Source organism: Sphingomonas sp. Leaf10 (assembly GCF_001421245.1).
GTDB lineage: Bacteria > Pseudomonadota > Alphaproteobacteria > Sphingomonadales > Sphingomonadaceae > Sphingomonas.
Genome location: NZ_LMKE01000011.1, coordinates 24,279 through 46,008 on the forward strand (window position 1 = coordinate 24,279; position 21,730 = coordinate 46,008).

The following is a 21,730-nucleotide window of genomic DNA, read 5'->3' on the forward strand; positions in this document are numbered from 1 at the left end:
GGATCGAAGCGCTTCGCCCTGTGCGACGTCGCAGCCAAAGGGGTTGTTGCGTGCCCGTTCCGGGGCTAGGCGGGTTCCATGCGGCGATGCGCCGGGCGGGCAAAGGGTGCTACGAACATGAAGATCGCGGTTTTCGGACTTGGCTATGTCGGCATGTCGAACGCGGTGCTGCTCGCGCAGCACAACACGGTCGTCGCCGTCGACATTTCGGACGACCGCGTCGCGCTGGTCAATGACCGCAAGTCGCCGATCGTTGATGCCGAGCTGGAACGATTCCTCGCCGAACGCACGCTCGACCTGACCGCGACCACCGATGCCGCGCAGGCGCTCGACGGCGCCGACTATGTGATCGTCGCCACCCCGACCAATTATGACGTCCAGACCGACAAGTTCAACACCAGCTCGGTCGAGGCGGTCATCATCGAGGCGGCGGCGGCTGCGCCGAACGCGACGATCATCGTCAAGTCGACCATCCCGGTCGGCTTCGTCGACGAGGTCCGCCAGCGGCTGAACGCACCGAACGTGGTGTTCAGCCCCGAATTCCTGCGCGAAGGCCGCGCGCTGTACGACAATCTCCACCCGTCGCGGATCATCGTCGGCGAACGGTCGGAGCGCGCGAAGATTTTCGCCGACCTGCTGCTGCAGGGTGCGGAGAAGAAGGATGCGCCGATCCTGTTCACCGACAGCCGCGAGGCGGAAGCGATCAAGTTGTTCGCCAACACCTATCTCGCGATGCGCGTCGCCTTCTTCAACGAACTCGACAGCTATGCGATCGCCGGCGGCATGGACACGAAGCAGATCATCGAGGGCGTCGGCCTCGATCCGCGGGTCGGCATGCACTACAACAATCCGAGCTTCGGCTATGGCGGCTATTGTCTGCCCAAGGATACCAAGCAGCTGCTCGCCAACTATTCGGAAGTGCCGCAGAACCTGATCCGCGCGATCGTCGACGCGAACCGCACCCGCAAGGATTTCCTGGCCGACCAGATCATCGCGCGTCGCCCGAAGAAGGTCGGCGTCTATCGCCTGACGATGAAGGCGGGATCGGACAATTTCCGCCAGTCGTCGATCCAGGGGATCATGAAGCGGGTGAAGGCCAAGGGGATCGAGGTCGTCGTGTACGAACCGACCCTCGACGAGGACAATTTCTTCGGGTCGAAGGTCGTCAAGGACTTGGACGCGTTCAAGGCGGAGTGCGACGTCGTGATCGCCAACCGCGCCGCCCCCGAACTGGCGGATATCGGCGACCGGCTGTTCACCCGCGACATCTTCGGGTCGGACTGATTGGTCCTCTGCCGCCGCGTAAGGGGTTCAATGCGGCGGCAGAAGTCTTTCATCCCCGCCCGATCCGCGACAACAGGCTGACCAGATCGGACTGGCGCGACACGCCCGTCTTGGCAAAGATGTGGCGCAGATGGACGCGCAGCGTCGTCTGGCGGCAATCGCGCGCCGCCGCCGCTGATTCCAGCGAGTGCCCGGCCATCAGCAGCGCGGCGAGCGCGACCTCGCTGGGGGTCAGGTCGAATGCCTCGCGCCACAGCTGCGTCGCCGGGGCGGGGCGCTCGGCCGGGTCGATCAGTGATACTACCGCCGCGCCGGGTGTCGCGTGCAGCAGCCGCATGGCCCATGGCACCGGTCGTGCGATCAGGATCAACGGCGTGCGGCCGGGTGCGGGATGATAGCGCAGCGCCGCCGCCTTCGGCGCGATGCGCGCGGTGGCGCGGGCGAGGGCGGCGTCGATCCGCGCCTGTTCGCACGGCAGCAGCGTCCAGCGCGCCACCCCGTCGCCGCCGGTGACCAGCAGCGCGTCGCAGGCGGGCGTCGTGCGCAGGATGCGGCCATGGGCGTCGATCAGCGCGCCGGCCTCGTCCGCCTGGTCGACGCGGCCCTGCCAGTACAGGTCGCGGCCGGGATCCCCCGATCCCTGGTCCGCGACCTTCCCCCATTCGGTCGAAACGACCGTGCGTACCCCCGTCATATGGCTCCCCCGAACCGGTCGTTACCGAGGCGTGAAGGCTAGGCCCGCCGCAGCGGAATCGTCCGGTGGCAAGGTGTCGCAAAGCGTCGCATCGGGTGGTGACGCGACGAAATCGGCCAGAAATCAGCCGAATCGACCGGTCAGGCGGGATCGATCCGCGGCTGTGCGAGTGCGCTCAGCGCGCCATCGATCGCCCGATCGCCGGCAAAGCGCGCGCGGATGCGGCGGACGAATCCGGCCGACCCCCATTGTTCGCCGCGCGCCCGCGCATCGTTCAGGATCGTGAGCAGCGTCGCCCGGTCGCCCGCCACCGCCGCGACGAAGGCGGGCCAGCTATGGTCGGGCTGATCGTCATTCTGGGTGATCGCCACCGCGCGGCTGAGGATCACCGCATAGGTCGCCGCCGGGCCGTTGCCGGCACGCCGGTCGCTGTCGATGGTCCGCTGGAGCGCGGTGCTGTAGGTGATGAGCTCGGGCTCGCCGCGCGCGCGGGCGCGGGCGGCGAGGTGGCGGGCATAGCCGGCAAGATCGCCCTCGGCGAGCGCGGTGACGCTCAGCGCGTCATGGATGCTGGCGAGCGTCGGATACTGGCCGGCGAGGGTGGTAAGCAGCGCCTGTGCCTGCGCGGTGCGCCCCGCCGACCACAGGCCCCAGCCATAATCGGCGAGCAGCCACGGCGCGCCGGGCGCCAGCGTGCGCGCGGTGTCGAATTCGCGCTGGGCGGCGGCGTCCTCGCCATTGTCGGCCAGAATATTGGCATACCACAGATGCGCCAGCGGGTCGCCCGGGGCATGGCCGATGGCGCGACGGAACAGCTCGCCGGCCAGTTGGGGCTTGCCGTCCCACCAATAGGCGATGACCGCGTCGACCCGGTCGGCGACCGCCGAGCGCGGGTCGATCGCCCGCGCCGCCGCCGCCGCCGCCCGCGCCCGGCCGATGCTGAGCGTGTCGGAGGCCGATCCGAATTCGCGGGTCAGCAGCCATGCCTCGGCCAGCGCCTCCTGCACCTCGACATTGCCGGGATGGGTTTGCGCGAGCCGGGTGAGCGTGGCGATGGCGGCGTGGAGGCGGGGGGCGCTGCGCATCGCCACATCGTCGCGCGCGGCGACGAAACGGGCATGGGTCGCCGCGTCGAGCCGGTCGGCGCTCGGCCCGATCCACTCGATCGCGGCGACGCTGACCCCGAGCAGCGCCAGCGCGCCGAGCACGATCGGCCAGCGCCGCGGCGGGGCGGGGCGGGGCAGCGCCAGCGGGTCGGAGGCTGGCAGTGTAGCGGGCGGTGGGTCGGCAGGCGGCGCGGCGGGTGGCGGGTCGGCGGGCGCGGGGTCGGGCGGCAGCGCCTCCTGTCCCGAGATCCAGGCGTCGAGTTCGTGGGCCAGCGCATAGACGCTGCGGGCGCGGCCGCCGGGCAGGGCATGGACCGGCAGGCCGCGCTCCCGCGACCAGCGGATCGCGGTCGAGCGGTCGCGGCCGAGATAGGCGGCGATCGACTTCCACCCCTCGATCCGTCGTGCCGCTTCCCCACCCTGCGCCATCGTGTTGCCACCCCCCGGCTTTCCTACTCGATACCGGGTACGCCACGGACCGTCCAGCGAGCGGTGGGCAAAGGTGACGAAGGTGCCACGCAATGCAGGGTGTGCGGGGTGGGACGGGCGCCCCGCCGGACCGGCCGAGCATGACGGGGGCGGGGCGTGTAGGAAAGGGTTAGGTGGCCTGTGTCTGCAGGCTGGCGAGGATCCGCTCGACGACGAGGTCGAGGTCGATCCCGCCACCAATCCGCATTTCGGCGAGACTTTCGGCGATCGAGGCGTCGAGCGCTGCCAGCAGGGCGGGATCGGCGGGGGGCGGTGTGTCGTTGGCGGGCATGGGGCGGCAGGCTATCGTGTCGAGATCGGATCGGGAAGACGGACCGGTCGAGCAAGGGAGAGCGTCATGACGACGAAGCCGGAAGGCGGTGATGGAGGCGATGATCTTGCCCGGATCGACGCGGCGATCGCGCGGGGGCTGGCCGATGCCGAAGCGGGGTGGGTCACGTCGGCGGAGGCGGTGTTCGATCGGCTCGAAGCGAAATATTGGGCGATGCCTCGGACCGGTGTCGATCGGGGAGGCGCTACGGGCGGAGATCAATAGGCGGTACGGCAACAGCCTGCGTTATCTAAAGGACTAAGGGCCTATAATGCGGCGATCGGTGCGGCCCCGATCCGATCCACCCGACCGGGGGCGTCATCCCGGCGAAGGCTGGGATCTTACGGGGTTCCTGCTGCGCGCTATCAGCGGGAGATCCCAGCCTTCGCTGGGATGACGTCTGGTTCAATCGGAAGTGACGCTGCCAAGCCAGTCTACATGTCGACAGGTCGACCCGTTGCCTTCGCCGCCATGGCGCGCCACCGTGTCGTCGATCGCGGCGATGATCCGGTCGACAGATCCGCGATGCGTCGCGACCGGTACCAAACCGAAACAGGTCTTGGTATTACCTTATGGATCGATCGTGGTCGTGGCGAAGCCGGCAATCAACGGCCGCCCCGATCCGTCGCGCTGGTTCCCAGCTTACCTGCCATCGAAGCACTCGGCATCTTTGAGATTACATAAAATAGAGATCCATGCCGTAGCTGCCGCCCGCAGTGCCGGATCCGCTGCCGGCAACCACAAGATAATAATTGTCGGTCATGTCGGCGGTAAAGGTCAGGGATTGCCCATGAGTGCCCGACGCTGCATGCCCCCTTGCCACCAACGATCCATCTGAACGATGCAGTTCGAGGGCGGCATCCAGGGTGCCTGTGTAATCGATGGTCACGCGCTGGCCCGCTTTGGCGGAGACGTTGAACCAGTCCTTGTCCTGACCCCAATCGAATTGCCCGCTCATTCTGTTGCTCAAGGCGTGATCGGTCTGGTCGTGACCGAAGGCGGCGTCGCCGATGCGACCCTCCTTCACGCCTGCGCGTAGCCAGTGATGCAACGCACCGTCGGCACCTAACTTCGCCGCACTCAGATCGGCATAGGTAAGAAGGTAACCAATTTTATCGAAACCGCCAGTCAAGCGACCTTCGCCAAAGCCGGAGGAGATATAATGTTGCACGAGTCCGGTCTGGTTATCACCAAAGACTCGGGCGACATCAACGTTGACCGCTCCGTACTGGAGAGCATCGAAGGTTATCTGGCGCCCTTCCGCGGCCCCCGCTATGACGTAATGTCGGGCGGCGGCGATCTTGTCGGTGCCGAAGACGGTTAGAAGATCGCTATAAGAGGCCAAATAGCGCGATCCATCGAAGCCAAGGCTTCTCCCTTCGGCAGCGCCATACTGAATATAGTGACGCGTTGCCGCATTTATATCCGTGCCAAAAGCGGTACGCAGATCAGCGTACGATGCAAGATAGTTCCAAGCGTCGAAGTTGGCCGTCCGACCTTCAGCTGCGCCATATTGTATAAAATGGCGTGTAGCTGCCGTGGTATCCGTGCCGTACACCGACCGCAAATCGGAGTAGGACGCGGTGTAGGCCAATGCGTCGAAGGTTACACCGCGCCCTTCGGCCGCACCGAACTGAACATAATGCTGTTCGGCAGCCTGGGCGTTCGTTCCAAATGCCTTGCGCAGGTCGCTGTACGAAGCGACATACCCCAACGCGTCGAAGCTGATCGATCGACCTTCGGCAATCCCGCTGCTGATATAGTGGCGCGCCGCTGCGGTGATGTCGGCACCGAAGGCGGTCCTGAGGTCGTTGTATGAGGCAAGATAACCCCATCCGTCGAAGCTGACCGACCGGCCCTCGACAAAGCCGGCGTTCTGGAAATGCGCCATCCCGGCCGTGTCGTCCGTCCCGAACGCGGCACGCAGGTCGGCATAGGAAGCGATGTAGGACATGGCGTCGAAGGTCTTGGCACCCGCCATCGCGTCGGTCAGGCTGAAGGTCGTCGATCTGCCGGCAAACCGAACCTTTTCTACCGACAGGGCCAGCGCGCTTCCGGCCGCGCTCACAAACACCGCTGCGTCGCCGGCCTGCATCATCGTATAGCTGGCCCGGGTACCGGCGAGGACCATCGTGTCCGTGCCGGTGCCGCCATCGATCACGTTGCGCCCCGCCCCGCCGGCAAGTACGTCGTTGCCACCCTTGCCCGACAGGAAATTATTGCCGTCATTGCCGACGATCTCGTTCCCGTACTCGCTCCCCGTACCGTTGAGATCGGCCGAACCTGTCAGGATGAGCTTCTCGATCTGGCTCTGCCCGCTGCCGGGTAGGACGCTGGGCCCGGCATAGGGATCCGGATCGATCGCGATCTCGGGCAGGACGTAGCTGACCGAAGCGTAGACCGTATCGGACCCCCCCCCCTTAAATTCCCAGACGACATCGTCGGCGGAATCGACATAATAGGTGTCGTTCCCGCCGCCGCCGGCCATGGTATCGGCACCCGCGCCACCGATGATGACGTTCGCATATTCGTTGCCGGTCAGCGAATTGGCGAGATCGTTGCCGGTCAGCGTCAGCGCCGACGCCCCGAACAGCCAGGCATTCTCGATCGCGCTTCCCAGGACATAGCTGAGATAGGCATTGACGGTATCGTTACCCTGGCCATCCAGTTCGACGATCTGGTCGCCCGCATCATCCAGCGTGTAGATGTCGTTGCCGAGACCGCCCGCCATCAGGTCGCGACCGGTGCCGCCGTCGAGCAGATCGTTGCCGGTGCCGCCCTGCAGGGTGTCGTCGCCCGCGCCTCCGGTCAGGCTGCCCAAGCCATTGATGATACCGGTCTGAATGAGGCGATCATTGCCGTCGCCGCCGTCAAGAAAACCCGATCCTTCGAGATAGTCGTTGCCCGCGCCGCCGGTGAGATTGTTGTTGCTGCCGCTCGCCGCGACGAGGCGGTCGTCGCCATCGCCGCCGGACAGGTAACCCGAACCTTCGAGGGTATCGTTGCCCGTACCGCCGTTTAGGTCGTTGCCCGTTCCGGATGCGATGAGGCGGTCGTTGCCGTCGCCGCCGGACAGGTTGCCCGATCCTTCGATCCAGTCGTCGCCGGCAAAGCCCTCAATCGTATCGTAGCCGCCATTTCCGATCAGGCGATTGCCGGCGTCATTGCCGTTGATGACGTCGTTGCCGGTGCTGCCGGTAGCGTTCTCGATGATCACGCCATTGGCGATGGTGAACCCGCCGGCAATGCCCCCGGCGCGCGACAGATAGCCGCCGCCACCGGGTTCGTTGCGCAGCGTCGCCGACCGCAGGTCGATCGTGGCACCGACGGTCGTGTCGGCGGCGCGGATCGTGTCGATCCCGCCCGCGTCCCAGATGCAGACCCATCCGGTGCCGGCGGTATTAGCGGCCGGCAACTGGTACATATCGTCCCCCGCCGCGGTCGACAGGTTGGCGCCGTAGATTTGCTGGATAGCGGCGATATCGAACGCCATTGGACCCATTGCCCACCCAAAGGCATCGCTCGACGTCATCGAGCGTGCCTTGCCGTCATTATAGCTCATGACGGTATAGAGCTGCTGGTTCAGGTCGTTATCGCCCATCGACCATTCGCCGGTGACCCCGGGAAAGGCTTTCCCGCTTTCATGCGGATGCAGCAGTCCGAGGCCGTGTCCGATTTCATGAATGAAGGTGACGAAGCTGAGGCCGCCCACCGCGTTGTTCGCCGCCGTGAACAGGCTGGCAGTGTTGTTGAAGGAGCCGCCCAGCTGGTTCGTTCCAGGCAGGAAATGTTCGCCCAACACATTGTCGTCTAGCTTCTCGAGCTTCTCGATCCAGGTGGCGGTGGTCGTGCCCGATCCGTCATAGCCGGTCGTGACGGCCTTGATCGTGATGTTCGCGACCGCCGCCCATGTCTGGGCAGCGAGGTGGAACGCCTGTGCGGCATTGGCCTGTGCCCAGAGGGTCCCGCCATTCGCCGCGGTGTCGCCGGCGCTGCCCTGCAGGACATAGGTGACGACATAGCCGGTGCGGAAACCATAAGGGCCGGTCAAGGTCGAGAGATAGGGATTGGAACTGGGTGCCGTGGGGCTCAAGTCCGAGAATGCAACCAACGTCCCTCTCCATAGCATACGAAGGCCGATCGATCGTAACTGCCCCCTGTATCAGGCAGTCGACCGGTTTTTCGGACCAAGCTTATGGAGCCCCCCTCGTCGGGAAACAGTCTATCCTCTTTTGTCTTAACCATAAAGCGACGAAGAGGCCCGAACGGTCTTGTTGCTGGCTATTAGGAGGATTGCACCATTCCTCCGTCGCGTCGCTGTCCGGTCGGGGTCGGCAGCGATGCCATTATAGCGATGGTTCGCCAGGTAGTTGTGCGATACTGGTTCCGTTCGACGGACGTGGGGAGAAGGCGCGTGACGGTGGAATATTCGCAGAGCCATGTGGATGTTCGCAACGATGCCGACCTGACCGGCGGCCCGGCCATTCTGGTAACGGGTGATAACGTCACGCTTCGCAACGGCGGTTACCTAAAGGGAGAAGAGTTCGGGACGATCGTCAGGCTGACCGGGGCCCGCACAACCTTCGTCAACGAAGCCGCGGGCAATGTCGGATCGGACTTCTTTCGCTCGACTATCATCGGTTCCGATCATGCCGAAACGATCATCAATGACGGCCATATTCGCGGCCGGGTCGAGCTGGGCGGCGGAAACGATGTCTATATCGAACGCCATTCAAGTGCCGAAGTCTATTTTGGGGATGGCGATGATCGCTTCGATTTCGTTGCCGGCGACGATTATATTGCGATGTATAACCTGTCGCTGCGCCTGTATGGCGGCACGGGGATCGATACCCTGAACTTGTCCGGTACCGGGTTGAAGCTCGGTCCGATCGTCCGTGATTTCGAAGTACTGAACGTTTCCAGCACCCTAGCCTATCTCAACAGTTTTTCAGGGTTCCAAGCGATTAATCTTGCTTCCGGCGGATTTTACGAACTCGCTTATTCGCGCAATCCTGATGTCGACCTGCAACTACGCTCAACGCTGGCGCTTCGGGGTAGTTCGTCGTTGCATAGCATCACCGGATCGGACGGACAGGAAGAATTGCGGGTTTCGGGCAACGTCCGGATCGGCACCGATGTCGACATGGGGGGTAGCGACGATTTCGTGACGATCGCCTATGCCAGCGATCCTGGCGCTCCCGAATTCGGTGGCTTGGTCGATGGCGGGGCCGGCAGGGACACGCTGGATTTCCGCAACGACCGTAGCGCCGCTCTCGCCATCGATCTCACCGGGTTCCGTGGATTCGAGGACGTTCGTCTCCAGTCGAACACAAGCGCTGTGACGATCCGGGGCACGAGTGATGCGGCGACCCTGAGTCCGGGTGTCAGTGTCAGCCTGATGCTGTCCCTGCAGGCCGCGCAGCTCGACGTGACTGCCTATAGCGGCAGCATTGAGCTTGTGGCCGGATCGGTTGTGCGATCGATCACCGGGCCTGGCGGACATTCGAGCACGCCATCGGACGAGCGACTGCAGGTGATCAATGCTGGCCAAATCCTTGGCGATGTGCGGTTGAGCAACGGCGACGACCGGTATGACGGGACCGGGAGTATCGGCGGCACCTTGTACGGTTTTGCCGGCAACGACATGCTGTCGGGAGGCAGGGGATCCGAGCGGATCGATGGCGGGCTTGGCGACGATGTGATCCGCGGCGGTGGTGGCCATGACGTCGTCGATGGCGGCGAGGGTGTCGATACACTGGTGCTGGAGGGCGCGCAGGCAAGCTATCAGACGGTGATGGTCGGCGATCGGGTCGTGCTGTTGCGTGGACCGGACTTGGTGCAGGCCACCGGCATCGAACAGGTGCGCTTCGGCGACGGGGCCGTGCGGAGCTGGTCCGACGCGATCACGACTACGGCCGGGTTCGACGGCTTGAGCTATATCGCGTCCTATAGCGACCTGCGACTGGCATTGGGCGCGGATGCCGGGCGTGGTCTTGCCCATTTCGTCGCGGCCGGCTTTGGCGAGGGACGCGGCGTCACGTTCGACCCGCTGGCCTATACGGCGAGCTATTCGGACCTGCGCACGGCGTTCGGCACCGACACGACCGCCGCGGCAGGCCATTTTATTCTCTATGGTGCCGATGAGGGGCGCAGCGTCACCTTCGATCCTTTCGCCTATCTGGCAAGCTATGCCGATCTGCTCGCCGCCTATGGCAGCGACACGACCGCTGCCGCGCGGCATTACATCCTGTGGGGCACGGGTGAGGGGCGTGGCACGACGTTCGATGCGTTCGGCTATCTTGCCAGCAATCCGGGGGTGTTGCAGGCGCTGGGCGCCGATACGGCCGCAGCGGCGGCGCATTACGTCACCACCGGTGTCGCGCAGGGGCTGTCGACCAACGGCTTTGCGGCACTGCGCTATACCGCATCCTATGGTGACCTGATCGCGGCATTCGGTACCGATACGGCCGCAGCGACCCGCCATTACGTGCAATGGGGCGTTGGCGAACATCGTGCTGTTACCTTCGATCCGCTGACCTATGGCGCGCTCTATGCCGACCTGCGTGCCGCCTATGGGACCGACCAGTCGGCGTTGACCCGGCACTATGTGCTTTGGGGCCATGCGGAAGGCCGCTCGCCGGGGACAACAAGCAATCCAACCATGGCTTTAAGCGACGGGGATGGGTGGATCGGATCAGGCGCTGAAGCCGATATGCTGACTGCGATCCGATACGAGAACGCTAGTGCAGAAACACTTTGGTAGGCCAGTCTACATGTCGACAGGTCGACCCGTTGCCTTCGCCGCCATCCCCCGCACATCCACCCGTGCTTTCAGCCTCGCCCCTAATAGCGCGGTACCGCTGATCTTGCGTTGGACGAACAGGGTTTCGACATGGGGGACGTGCCAGGTCGCGCGGTCGGTGGCGAGGGCGCGGGCTTCTTCGCGGACGACGGGCACGAAGGCGCGGTCGCCGAAGTCGAAGGGGCCGGGGCGCGCCATGGCGTCGTCGATCGCGGCGATGATCCGGTCGACCGCACCACGATGCGCCGCGACCGCCGCTTCGCCGAGAAAGCCGGTTTCCACCGCCACGTCGCGGATCGTGTCGCGGTCGTGGGCGAGGCCGGCGGCGATCAGGCGGCGGTAGGTGTCGGCGGTGTCGGACGGCACGGGCCGCGTCGCGCCGAAATCGAGCAGGACGATGCGGCCACTGTCCGCCTGCCAGCGATAGTTGGCGAAATTGGGGTCGGTCTGCATCTCGGCGAATTCGAACAACTCGCGCAGCACCAGGTCGGTCAGCGCGGTCATCGCCGCGTCGCGGGTCGGCTGCGGCGCGGTCGCCAGCCCTTCGATCGGGGTGCCGTCGATATAGTCCATGGTCAGGATGCGCGGCGTGGTCAGCGCGTCGACCGGTGCCGGCACGACATAGCGGGTGTCGCCGGCAAGCCGCTCGCCATAGCGGCGCATGGCCTCGGCCTCGCGCAGATAATCGGCTTCGTCGGCCAATTGCCGCTTGGCCTCGGCGAGCAGGGGTTTCAGGTCGAGGCCGCGTGGCAGCAGGTTGGACACGCGCAGCAGCGTCGCGACATTGTCGACATCGGCGTCGATGCTTTCGCGGACGCCAGGATACTGGACCTTGATCGCGAGGCGACGGCCGTCCTTCAATTCGCCGCGATGGACCTGCCCGATCGAGGCGGCGGCGATCGGGTTCGCGTCGAACTTGCCGAGCTTGGTGCGCCAGTCGGGGCCCCATTCGGCGATCAGCAGTTTGTCGAGCTGCGCGGGCGGCATGGGCTGGCCCTGATTGCGCAGTTGGGCGAGGATGGTGGCGAGTTCGGGCGGCAACAGGTCGCCGGCGTCCATCGAGATCATCTGCCCCAGCTTCATCGCCGCGCCGCGCAGGTGCGACAGGCGATCGGCCATGCGCTTGGCATTGGCGGGGGTGAGGATCAGGTCGCTCATATGCGGCCGTTCGCCGCTGGCGAGACGCCTTGCCCCTTCGGCCAGCACGCCGCCCGCTATGCCGCCGGCAAGACGGCCGAAACCGGACAGGCGCGACAGGCGGCCGGCGGGAACGGCGCGGCCGGGGCGGTTGGGTTCGTCGGTCATATCGGCGGAGCGACTGGGGGGGATTTGGGTTCCGGTGCGTGGGGGACGGCGCTCAGGAAGATTGGTTCACGCGGAGGCGCGGAGACGCGGAGGGGAAGAAGATATGGTTCACGCGAAGGCGCGAAGGGCGCGAAGGAAGAAGAAGATATGGTTCGCGCAGAGGCGCGGAGGCGCAGAGGGGGTGCGTCTTTGTGGGCGTCCCTCCGCGCAAGCGGCCTTTGGCTACCTGTCAGCGGGGAAGAAGTGTCTCCCGATCGCGGGTGCTCGCCCGGACCCCCTCTGCGCCTCCGCGCCTTCGCGTGAACCATTATCCCTTTTCCGTTAAAATGGATCAGAAACGGGATAACGTATCGGACCATCCGAACTCTGACGGTGAGCCTGTTTTGATGGAAGGAAATGCGACCATGCATATTCGCCCGATCCGGAGCGATGCCGATCATGAGGAAGCGCTGCGCAAAATCGAAACGTTATGGGGGGCTGAGGAAGGAACCGAAGCAGGGGACCGGCTCGACGTGCTGGTGACGCTGGTCGAAACCTATGAACGGCAGCGCTGGCCGATCGAACCGCTCGATCCGGTACGAGCCATCGAGGCGGCGATGGAAATGAACGGCTATACCCGTGCGCAACTGGCCATGCTGATCGGACAGTCGCGCGCGACCGAGATACTGAGCCGCCGCCGGGCACTGACGCTGCCGATGATCCGGGCGATTTCGGCGGCGTGGCATGTTCCTGCCGGGGTGCTGGTACAGGATTATGCGCTGACCGGGCGGTGAGGTGGCCTGCCTGCAGATTGGTTTACGCGAAGGCGCGAAGGGCGCGAAGATTTTAGAAGAAATGGGTTGGCGCAGAGGCGCAGAGGCGCAGAGGGGTTGCGCCTTTGGTGGACGTCCCTCCGCGCAAGCGGCCTTTGGCTACTTGTCAGCGGGGAAGAGGTGTCTCCTGATCGCGGGTGCTCGCCCGGACCCCCTCTGCGCCTCCGCGCCTCTGCGCGAACCCTCTATCTTCTTCGCGTCTTCGCGCCTTCGCGTGAACCATTCTGATCGTCATTCCGAGGATGGCGCGTGGCGGGAGCCGCCAGAGGCCCCAGCCTTCGCTGGGGCGACGGTTCGATGCCGATGGAGCGGACGTTAGAACGATGCCGAGATCGTCACCCCGTAGGTCCGCGGGTCGCCCGGTTGCCCGACGACCAGCCCGGTATTGCCCGACTGGGTCGCGAGCAGTTCGTAGTAATTCTGGTCGAAGGCGTTGCGCAGCCACAGGAACGCGTTCCACCCGGCATCGGCGCGGTAGCCCAAGCGGAAGTTCGCGAGGGCATAGCCGTCGATATAGGTATAGGCCGAGGGCGACGGGTTGGACGAGAAGCGCGAGCGATAGCTGCCGTCGAAGCCCAAATAGGCATTGCCGTCCTCGCCGCCGATCCGCGCGGGCAGGGCATATTCGGCGCCATAGCTGAACGCCCATTTCGAGATGCCGGGCAGCCGCTGTCCCGATACGTCGCAGGCATTGGGACTGATCCCGCCCGGCGTGCCGGGCGCGCTGGGCGTCTCGCCCGCCGCCGGTGCGCGGCCGCCCGACAATTCGGGCGGGCAGGGGGCGTCGGTGAAGCGGACGTATTTCGCATCGGTGTACGCCGCGTTGGCATAGAGGTTCAGCCGCTCGGTTGGGCGGAAGGCGGTGTCGAGCTCGACGCCGCGGGTGCGCACCGCTTCGGCATTGGCGAGGTAGCCGCGCAGCACGCCCAGCTGTCCGTTGGTCACCGTCGCCTGATAATCGCTGATATCGGTCCAGAAGGCGGCGAGGTTGGCGGTGATCCGCCGGTCGAGCCACTGGGTCTTCACGCCCAGTTCGTAGTGGTTGACCTGTTCGGGCTTGACCTGCGCCGCCGCCAGGATCGGGTTGTTGCTGCCGTCGAGCGGCAGGCCCGACAGGTTGATGCCGCCCGACTTATAGCTGCGGGCATAGGTGGCGTACGCATGGACGTCGCGCGCCACGTCATAGGCGAGGGTGACGTCGCCCGACACGTTCCAGTCGTCGAAATCGGGCTCGTAGCGCTGGGGCGCGAGCACGCCGCGCTGGTCGTTGCTGAGCGTGGTCGATCCGCTGCCGGTAGTGACGACCGAGACGTAGGAGCCAGTCTTCTTGTCGTAGTTCACGCGCACGCCCGGCGCGATCGAGAGCGCATCGGTGATGTGCCACGTCGCTTTGCCGAACACCGCGGCGCTGGTGTTCGAGAAGCCGATGGTGTTGCGCGCGGTCAGGCCGTTCAGCACCGCCGGGTTGCACGCCGCCGCCGTCGCGGTGGCGCAGCCGGCGCTGCCCGGCGCGACATTGCCGGGGTTGAGCAGGAAGCGCGAGGCGGCCGGGCCCTGCACCTGCAACCCTTGGGTATCGATGGTCTGGTGGAAATAGAACAGGCCGGCGACGTAATCGATCGCGCGCTTGCCGTTCGAGGCGACGCGCAGTTCCTGGCTCCACTGGCGCTGTTGCGACGGATTGGCCGAGACGGTGGTGATCGGCAGCCCGGTGAAGTCGCGGTCGTTCGACGGATCCCAGTCCCAGAAGCGCCACGCGCTGACCGAGGTCACTGTCGCCCCGCCCAGATCGAGATTGCCGACCAACGACACGCCGCCCAGCTCCTGTCGCGCCCGCAGCGGCGTGTCGAGGTCGGTCAACCGGTCGAAGGCGTTGGTCGAGGGCGGGGCATAGTTAAACGCGGCGGCCAATGCGGCATATTGCCGGTTCAGCGGGCGCTGCGTCGTACCGGTGCGGACATAGATTTGCGCGCAGCAATCGGGGTTCTGGTGGCCGTAATCGCCGTACAGCGTCACGTCGAGGTTCGGCGCGGGCGTCCACAGCAACTGGCCGCGCACGCTCTGATTGTCCTGCGCATTGGCATAGCCGCCGAGCACCGTATTGCGGATCGTGCCGCGCCGCGAGGTGACCGAGGCGGAGATGCGCGCGGCCAGTTTGCCGTCGACGAGCGGGCCGGAGGCGGAGGCCTTGGCCTGGATGAAGTCGTAATTGCCGGTGGTCAGTTCCACGCGCGCTTCGGGGGTGAAGCTGGGCTTGCGGGTGGTGATGTTGATCGCGCCCGCCGTGGTGTTCTTGCCGTAGAGCGTGCCCTGCGGGCCGCGCAGGATCTCGATGCGTTCGGTGTCGGTGAAGTCGAACGTGGCAGAGGCGATGCGGCTGTAATAGACGCCGTCGACATAGATGCCGACGCCCTGTTCGATGCCGTCGTTGGTCAGGCCGAACGGCGCGCCCAAGCCACGGATATTGGCGGCCGAATTGCGCGGGTTGGTCGAATAGAATTGCAGCGTGGGTTGCAGCTGGGTCAGGCGGTTGACGTTGTACGCGCCGGTATCGGCCAGCGTCGTGCCGCCGATGACCGAGATGGCGATCGGCACCGACTGCACCGTTTCGACGCGGCGCCGCGCGGTGACGACGATCTCGCCGCCGCCCTGTGCCGGGGCAAGGCGGCCGGTGTCGGGGCGGGGCGTGTCCTGCGCATCCTCGGTTTCGGGGGTGGCTTGGGCGGGCGCGACCGGTTCGGGCGCCACCGGGGTGGCGACCTGCGCCAGAATCAGCGCCAACGACAATGCCATGCGTAATCTCCCTGTATATGATGGGAGAATGGCGGAGGTGGCATTGCCGAGCAATAGAGTGGGGATTTAGGCCGGGGGTAGTTTTGCTTGTGGGCAGTAATCTTCGGCAAGGTGCCGGCATCCGCTTCTTGTGCAGGTTTAACCTAGTAACCTTTATTATGGCTAGGGTATGGCGGTCATGATAAAGGCTGCCGATGCGCCGTGACGACCTGTGCCATGCGATCCGCCAGCGGCTCGAACGCCTGCCCGAACCCTATGCGGCGCATTATGGCGTGGTGCCGCCGCCCCCACCCGAGGACGCGGTGCCGCTGGGGCAGGGGCTGGCCAGCCATCAGCGCGCGACCGAGGCGCTGGCGCGGATCGACATGCTGGCCGGGCAGATGGGCGATCCCTATCCGGTCAGCCGCCTGCTCAGCCGGCGCGAGGCGGTGAGCAGTTCGTCGATCGAGGGGACGCACAGCACGCTCGACGAGCTGCTGACACTGGAGGAGGAAGCGGGTAACGAGCGGCGCGACGCGGCGCGGCAGGTCCGCGACTATGCGCTGATCCTCGACCGGCTCGTGCCGCAGGCGGCGGCGCAGGGGCCGGCGATCTTCACGCGCGAGCTGATCGCTGAACTGCACCGCGGGGCAATGCGGAGCGATCCCGACTATGGCGATATCCCGGGGGTGCTGCGCGACCGGGTGGTGTGGATCGGCGGGGTGCGCGACATCGCCTATTCGCTCTACAACCCCGCCCCGCCGGCGCGGGTGCCGGCGTGTCTCGACGACAGCATCGCCTATCTGCGGGCCGAGGGGATGCAGGTCATGACCCAGAGCCTGATTACGCGCATGGCGATCGCCCATGCCTATTTCGAAGCGGTGCACCCCTATCGCGACGGCAATGGCCGGGTCGGGCGGCTGTTGCTGCCGCTGATGATGGCCGCCGATGGCAAGGTGCCGCTGTACCTGTCACCCTATATCGAAGCGCATACATCCGCCTATTACGACGCTCTGAAGGCGGCGCAGCAGCGGCTCGACTGGGCGCCGATGGTCGCTTTCATCGCCGATGCGATCATCGGTACGGTCGACGAGCTGATGGCGACGCGCGGGGCGCTGGTCCGGCTTGGGGGCATGTGGCGGGCGCGGCGGCGCTATCGCGACAAGTCGGCGGCGCTGCGCGCGCTCGACCTGTTGCCCGACTATCCGGTGATTACCGCCGGACGGCTTGGCGAACGGCTCGGCGTGTCGGCTCCGGCGGCGAATACGGCGATCGCGCAGCTAGTCGAGGCGGGGGTGTTGGTCGAGCGGACCGGCTATCGTCGCAACCGGGTGTTCGTGGCGCAGGAGGTGTTGCGGGTGCTCAACCGGCCGTTCGGCGCGGAACCAATCGTGGACTAAAGCGGTCGCCCAGCCTGCGCCCGCTCCAGTTCGACGGGATCGTGGGTGCAGGTGACGGTCACTTCGTCGCGGCGGTCGATCGACAGGGTGCGCAGGCGGGACTGGTTGTCGATGCGGCTGCGTGCGTCGACCTCCATCAGCCGCTGGTAGGCGCGCAGGCCCGGCGTGCAGCGGCGGCGGGCTGATCGCATCTCGCCGCGGTAGAAATAGGCGTCGCCGGCATGGAGCAGCCAGCGGCCGTCGCCTTGGCGGATCGCGACGCCGGCATGGCCCCAGGTGTGGCCGGGCAGCGGCACCAGCAGCAGTTCGGGGGGCAGGCCGGTCAGGTCGCGGACCGCATCGAAGCCGAACCACGGCTCGCCGCGTGCGCCATAGCGCTGCCAGTGGCGCACTTCGTCCAATTGGCGCGGGCGCCAGCGGTTGCGCGCGACGATCCCGGCGCGCGGGCCGGTCGCGTCGACATATTCGCGCTGCATGACATGGACGGTGGCGTTCGGGAAATCCTCCAGCCCGCCGGCATGGTCGAAATCGAGATGGGTGACGATGATGTGGCGGACGTCGTTCGCGGTGAAGCCCAGCGCCTCGATCTGCCGGATCGCCGTCTCCTGTTCGCGCAGGCGGATGTTGAGCAGCATCCGCCACGGCACCGTGATACGCGGGTCGGGGCGGCGGTGCGGGTGGTCGACGTCTTTGAGGCCATAGCCGGTATCGACCAGCACCAGCCCGTGCGCGTCGGTCTCGATCAGCAGGCAGTGGCAGACGATATGCCCGAGCGGACTGACGCTGCGCCCGTCGAACAGCGCCCCGCCCAGCGGGCAGTCGGTGCCGCAATTGAGGTGGTGGATGCGCATGGCTGTTGCTCCCGGTTGTGGTGGGGCAACGGGTGGGGGATGGATAAGTGTCTTAGGTTGTTTGGGAATCTTGTTAATCTGGGGCAGGGAGAAGGTTGGTTCACGCGAAGGCGCTAAGACGCGGAGAGAAGAAGAGAGGGATTTCGCGCAGAGGCGCAGAGAGGGTGCGATCGGGGTACGGTCGCCCCGCGCCAGCGGCCTCATCACAGGTTGCAGCGAGAGCTAAGGTCTCCCGATCGCGAGCCGGTAGCCTCGTTCGCGCCGCCTCTGCGCCTCTGCGCCTCTGCGCGAAATCTACCTTCTTCCTGTTCTCTTCGCGTCTTAGCGCCTTCGCGTGAATCCAAAATCTACGCGAACCGCGCCTTCGGAATATGCGTGATCCGGCACGCAAGGTCCGCCTCTCCCGAAGCCACGACATAATGGTCGCCGCCGTCGGCAATGCCGGTCGTGAACACGACGTCGCGAAGGTACATCTGCTCCTCCAGATCGCGGGTCAGATCGGGGTTCGCTTCCAGCAGCGGCGCGTGGTCGGTAGCGACCGTCCGGCTCGGGTCGTTCGCGTCGAGGATCGACCAATAGGTGCGATAGACGCCGACGATCTCCTTCGGCTCGACGCCGTGCCACAGCGTCAGCCAGCCCCGGTCGGTCAGGATCGGCGGCGTACCCCCGCCCATTCTTGCGGTCGCGACGGTGGCGGCGTGCGGGCGGATGCCGGGGTTCAGGCACGGTTTCCAGTGGCGCGCATCGGGCGAGGTGGTGAGGTTGATCGACGGCCCGGCACGCCACTCGCTGCCCGGCGGATAGGCGAAATAGAGGTCGCCCAAAGGCCGGGTCTGCGCCCAATATTGCCCGTCGATCTGCCCCTCAAAGATCAGCATGTCCTTGTTCTGATGGTCGAGGACGATGTCGGCAAAGGTCCAGTCGAGGCCGTTGTCGGAAGTATAGAGCGTGGTCGAATGGCGCTCGGGACTGACCGAACAGGTCGTCATCAGCCATTCGTCGCCGACCTTGCTGATCCGCGCATCCTCGACGCCGTACATCTGGAAATCGCCCTGCGGCGCGACCGCGCGGTCGTAATGGAGCGCGATGATCTCCAGCCCGTCGGGCGTCAGCTCGACCGGCAACAGCCACGACAGCGAGGTCAGCGCCATCACCCGCCAGCGCCCGCCGTTCAGCAGGAACTTGCGCGGATCGGCGGTGTCGACCGCGTCCAGCGGCCATGCGTCGAGGACGTACCGCCCCTCGCACCAGCGGATATTGTGGATATGGCCGTCGAACTTGGGTTTCCTGAGCGCCTCGGCGATGCGAACCATCATCAGCAGATTGCCGCTGGGCAACCGCGTCAGCGCCGGGTTGAACGCACCCAGCACATAGGTCTCGACGCCCAATTGCCCGGCGAGCGGCGAGCGCGACAGGTCGATATCGTCGGGGGTCAGGACCAGTTTGTCGATGGCGAAGCTCATTCCTCCGCCTGATCGCGTGGCACGATGGTCAGTTGCTGGACGATGGCGCGGCGGGGCTGGGTCAGCAGGTAATGGACGCCGACCGCGATATCCTCGGCACGCAGCATCGTTTCGTCGGCGATGCGCTCACGCTGTTCGTCGGGCTGGATATCGGGCAATTGCATGTCGGAGCCGGTCAGGCCGGGTTCGACATTGCTGACGCGAATGCCCTTTGGCCCCAGCTCGCGGCGCAGTGCCTGGGTAAAGCCCTGAATTCCGTACTTGATCCCGGCATAGATGGTCGATCCCGGCCCCAGCGCATAGGCACTGGTCGATCCGATGAAGACGATATCGCCCTCGTCACCAACGCGCTTGGCGGCGTGGTGTGCGCTCAGGAGATAGCCGGTGAAGTTGATCGCGATGACCTCGCGCAGCGTCGCCTCGTCGGTGTCGGTGATCCCCTCGGCAGCGACGGCGGCGTTGATGATGGCGATGTCGACGCCGCCCATCTTCTCCGCGGCTGCGTCGAAGAAGCGGCCGACATTGTCGGCCTCGGCCAGGTCGATGGCGATGCCGCCGCCCTTGCCGACTTCCTCGATCCGGGCGAGCGCGTCGGCGAGATGGTCTTCGTTCCGGCCGCACAGGAACACCTCGGCCCCTTCGCTGGCGAGCAGCACCGCGATGGCGCGGCCGATGCCGGTCGTCCCGCCGGTAATCGCCGCACGGCGGCCGGCGAGCGTGGGTTGTTGCGTGTGCGCGTCGGTGGCGGGGGTCATGGGCGGCTCCTGTCGCTTATCGAGTCGACAAGCGAGGCAGGGCGCGGGAGGTTCCTAATTAATGCAGTAACTTGGGTGAGGGTGGGCGCTAGATTCCGAATACCTGGTCAAAAATCGATTCAGACAATCAGTGTCAGAACCAGTCATTGGTCCCGGCACGAACCGCTTCGATATAGTGACGTGCCCATAGCTCCCCATCATCGCCGAAGGCGCTCTGCAATTCGGGGTGATGGTTGGCATAGCCGACGACGTCGAAGGTGATGCCGCGGCCTTCGGACGAACCGTAGCGGACGAAATGCTGGCTGGCGGCAGCGGTATCGGTACCGAATGCAGCGATCAGGTCCTGATAGGAGGCAGTATATTCAAGCGCGTTAAAATGGTCGCTTCGCCCCTCACCAAAACCATAGGCAACGAAATGGCGAGTTGCAGCGGTGGTATCGGTACCGAGTGCAGCACGCAGATCAGAGTAGTTTGCCAGATAGCCATAGGCATCGAAGCTGTTCGTCGAGCGCCCTTCGATCGAACCGGTGCTGATATAGTGTTCCGTTGCAGCCGTGCGATCGGTGCCGAAGTCGGCGATCAGTTCGGGATTGGACGCCAGATAGCCGATGGCATCGAACGTAACGCCGCGTCCTTCCGCTGCACCGAAGCGGATGTAATGCGCCGCACCGGCATCGACATCGGCACCGAATGCCGCTCGCAAATCGCTGTACCCGGCAATGTAGCCGAGCGCGTCGAACCGCGCCGAACGCCCTTCGTTCATGCCCCACAAAATATAGTGGCGGGTTGCCGCTGCACTATCGGTGCCGAAAGCTTCGCGCAGATCGGCATAGGCGGCAATGTAGGTCAGCGGATCGAAAGCGAGGGGATCGCGACCTTCGACAAAACCGGCCGCGGCGAAATGCGCCTTGGCAGCGTCAGCATCGGTGCCGAATGCTGCGGTAAGGTCCGAATAGCTCGCAGCATAGCGCGCGCCGTCAAACGCCGCGACATGCGCGGCAAGGTCGTTCAACCCGACATAATCGTCGTCGAACCAGAAATCCTCGACGGCATTCACACGATACCGGCCATGGTCCGAAACCAGGAATACCGTGTCGTCGGTACGCAACAGACTGTAACCGGCGATCTCGCCGGGCAGGATCAGGACATCCTGCCCCGTACCACCGTCGATAACGTTGACACCGCCCCCCGCATCGATTTCGTCGTCGCCGGCGCCGGCGAGGATCGTATCGTTGCCATTGAAGCTGAAGAGCCGATCGTCGAAGGTCGATCCCGTCACCGTAAAGGGGCTGCCGAGCAGATAGGCGGCAAGATCGCCGTAATCGCCGCTCTCGATCCCCTGTATCACCCAGGTAACGGGCAACGACAGTCCATCGACCGAAAAGCCGAGTATCCCGTCGCGATGCTCGGTCAGGGCAGTGATGGTGCCGCCGATGATGGTACCGTCACCGGCAAGCTGCATCCCGGACACGGTCAGGACGTCGCGAAAGCCGTTGTCGAACGAAAGCTGGATCCGGTTCGCACCGATCACACTGACGACCGGCGTCATGTAGCCGGCGACCGCGGTCTCGTACATGTCGAGCGCTACGCCTGGATTGGCCGTCACATTGATCATCAGATAAACCTGGTCCGCATGGCTGCCGTGAGCGGTTACGGCGGCCAGGCTATGCATTCGTTATCGATAACA

General features: G+C 65.2%; 15 protein-coding genes. 5 read left to right on the forward strand and 10 right to left on the reverse strand.

What is annotated here, in order from left to right:
- Positions 1–117 precede the first annotated feature (117 nt).
- Positions 118–1,284 (forward strand): nucleotide sugar dehydrogenase, encoded by a 1,167-nt coding sequence (locus ASE59_RS09685; RefSeq protein WP_056455541.1) that lies wholly within the window; start codon positions 118–120, stop codon positions 1,282–1,284.
- 49 nt (positions 1,285–1,333) lie between these two features.
- Here ASE59_RS09685 and ASE59_RS09690 read toward each other — a convergent pair whose 3' ends face one another.
- The 3 genes from ASE59_RS09690 to ASE59_RS19725 form a co-directional block, all read right to left on the reverse strand.
- A complete protein-coding gene (locus ASE59_RS09690; protein WP_056455543.1) occupies positions 1,334–1,978 on the reverse strand; it encodes a helix-turn-helix transcriptional regulator in 645 nt (214 codons plus the stop codon).
- 140 nt (positions 1,979–2,118) lie between these two features.
- Positions 2,119–3,513, reverse strand: a complete 1,395-nt coding sequence (locus tag ASE59_RS09695; protein WP_056455545.1) for a tetratricopeptide repeat protein — start codon at positions 3,511–3,513, stop codon at positions 2,119–2,121.
- Positions 3,514–3,682: 169 nt separating this feature from the next.
- A complete protein-coding gene (locus ASE59_RS19725) occupies positions 3,683–3,844 on the reverse strand; it encodes a hypothetical protein (RefSeq protein ID WP_156359992.1) in 162 nt (53 codons plus the stop codon).
- Between the two features lie 66 nt (positions 3,845–3,910).
- On the opposite strand from ASE59_RS19725, the gene ASE59_RS09700 reads away from it, so the two are divergent.
- Positions 3,911–4,108, forward strand: a complete 198-nt coding sequence (locus ASE59_RS09700; protein ID WP_056455547.1) for a hypothetical protein — start codon at positions 3,911–3,913, stop codon at positions 4,106–4,108.
- A gap of 451 nt (positions 4,109–4,559) precedes the next feature.
- Here the strand turns inward: ASE59_RS09700 and ASE59_RS09705 are convergent, their stop codons facing one another.
- Positions 4,560–7,934, reverse strand: coding sequence for a M10 family metallopeptidase C-terminal domain-containing protein (locus ASE59_RS09705; protein ID WP_056455548.1), 3,375 nt, complete (start codon positions 7,932–7,934; stop codon positions 4,560–4,562).
- 363 nt (positions 7,935–8,297) lie between these two features.
- Here ASE59_RS09705 and ASE59_RS20990 point away from each other — a divergent pair, with 363 nt between their 5' ends.
- Positions 8,298–10,646, forward strand: a complete 2,349-nt coding sequence (locus ASE59_RS20990; protein WP_056455551.1) for a hypothetical protein — start codon at positions 8,298–8,300, stop codon at positions 10,644–10,646.
- A 6-nt stretch (positions 10,647–10,652) separates the two neighbouring features.
- Here ASE59_RS20990 and ASE59_RS09715 read toward each other — a convergent pair whose 3' ends face one another.
- Positions 10,653–11,990 carry an ABC1 kinase family protein gene (locus tag ASE59_RS09715; protein WP_056455553.1) on the reverse strand — a complete coding sequence of 446 codons (1,338 nt, stop codon included), beginning with the start codon at positions 11,988–11,990 and terminating at the stop codon, positions 10,653–10,655.
- Positions 11,991–12,394: 404 nt separating this feature from the next.
- On the opposite strand from ASE59_RS09715, the gene ASE59_RS09720 reads away from it, so the two are divergent.
- A complete protein-coding gene (locus ASE59_RS09720) occupies positions 12,395–12,763 on the forward strand; it encodes a helix-turn-helix domain-containing protein (RefSeq protein WP_056455668.1) in 369 nt (122 codons plus the stop codon).
- A 354-nt stretch (positions 12,764–13,117) separates the two neighbouring features.
- Here the strand turns inward: ASE59_RS09720 and ASE59_RS09725 are convergent, their stop codons facing one another.
- Positions 13,118–15,595 (reverse strand): TonB-dependent receptor, encoded by a 2,478-nt coding sequence (locus ASE59_RS09725; RefSeq protein WP_056455555.1) that lies wholly within the window; start codon positions 15,593–15,595, stop codon positions 13,118–13,120.
- 194 nt (positions 15,596–15,789) lie between these two features.
- Between ASE59_RS09725 and ASE59_RS09730 the strand changes: the two genes are divergently transcribed.
- Entirely contained in the window at positions 15,790–16,974 is a 1,185-nt protein-coding gene (locus ASE59_RS09730) for a Fic family protein (protein WP_056455557.1), read from the forward strand.
- On the opposite strand, the gene ASE59_RS09735 is transcribed toward ASE59_RS09730, so the two are convergent.
- The 4 genes from ASE59_RS09735 to ASE59_RS09750 form a co-directional block, all read right to left on the reverse strand.
- Positions 16,971–17,825, reverse strand: a complete 855-nt coding sequence (locus ASE59_RS09735; RefSeq protein WP_056455559.1) for an MBL fold metallo-hydrolase — start codon at positions 17,823–17,825, stop codon at positions 16,971–16,973. The two genes, ASE59_RS09730 and ASE59_RS09735, sit on opposite strands and share 4 nt — an antisense overlap.
- A 347-nt stretch (positions 17,826–18,172) precedes the next feature.
- A complete protein-coding gene (locus ASE59_RS09740; protein ID WP_056455561.1) occupies positions 18,173–19,288 on the reverse strand; it encodes a glycosidase in 1,116 nt (371 codons plus the stop codon).
- Positions 19,285–20,043: an SDR family oxidoreductase gene (locus ASE59_RS09745; RefSeq protein ID WP_056455562.1), complete on the reverse strand. Its 759-nt coding sequence runs from the start codon at positions 20,041–20,043 to the stop codon at positions 19,285–19,287. The genes ASE59_RS09740 and ASE59_RS09745 overlap by 4 nt, the downstream gene beginning before the upstream one ends.
- Positions 20,044–20,176: 133 nt before the next feature.
- Entirely contained in the window at positions 20,177–21,715 is a 1,539-nt protein-coding gene (locus ASE59_RS09750) for a hypothetical protein (RefSeq protein WP_056455564.1), read from the reverse strand.
- Between the last annotated feature and the right edge of the window lie 15 nt (positions 21,716–21,730).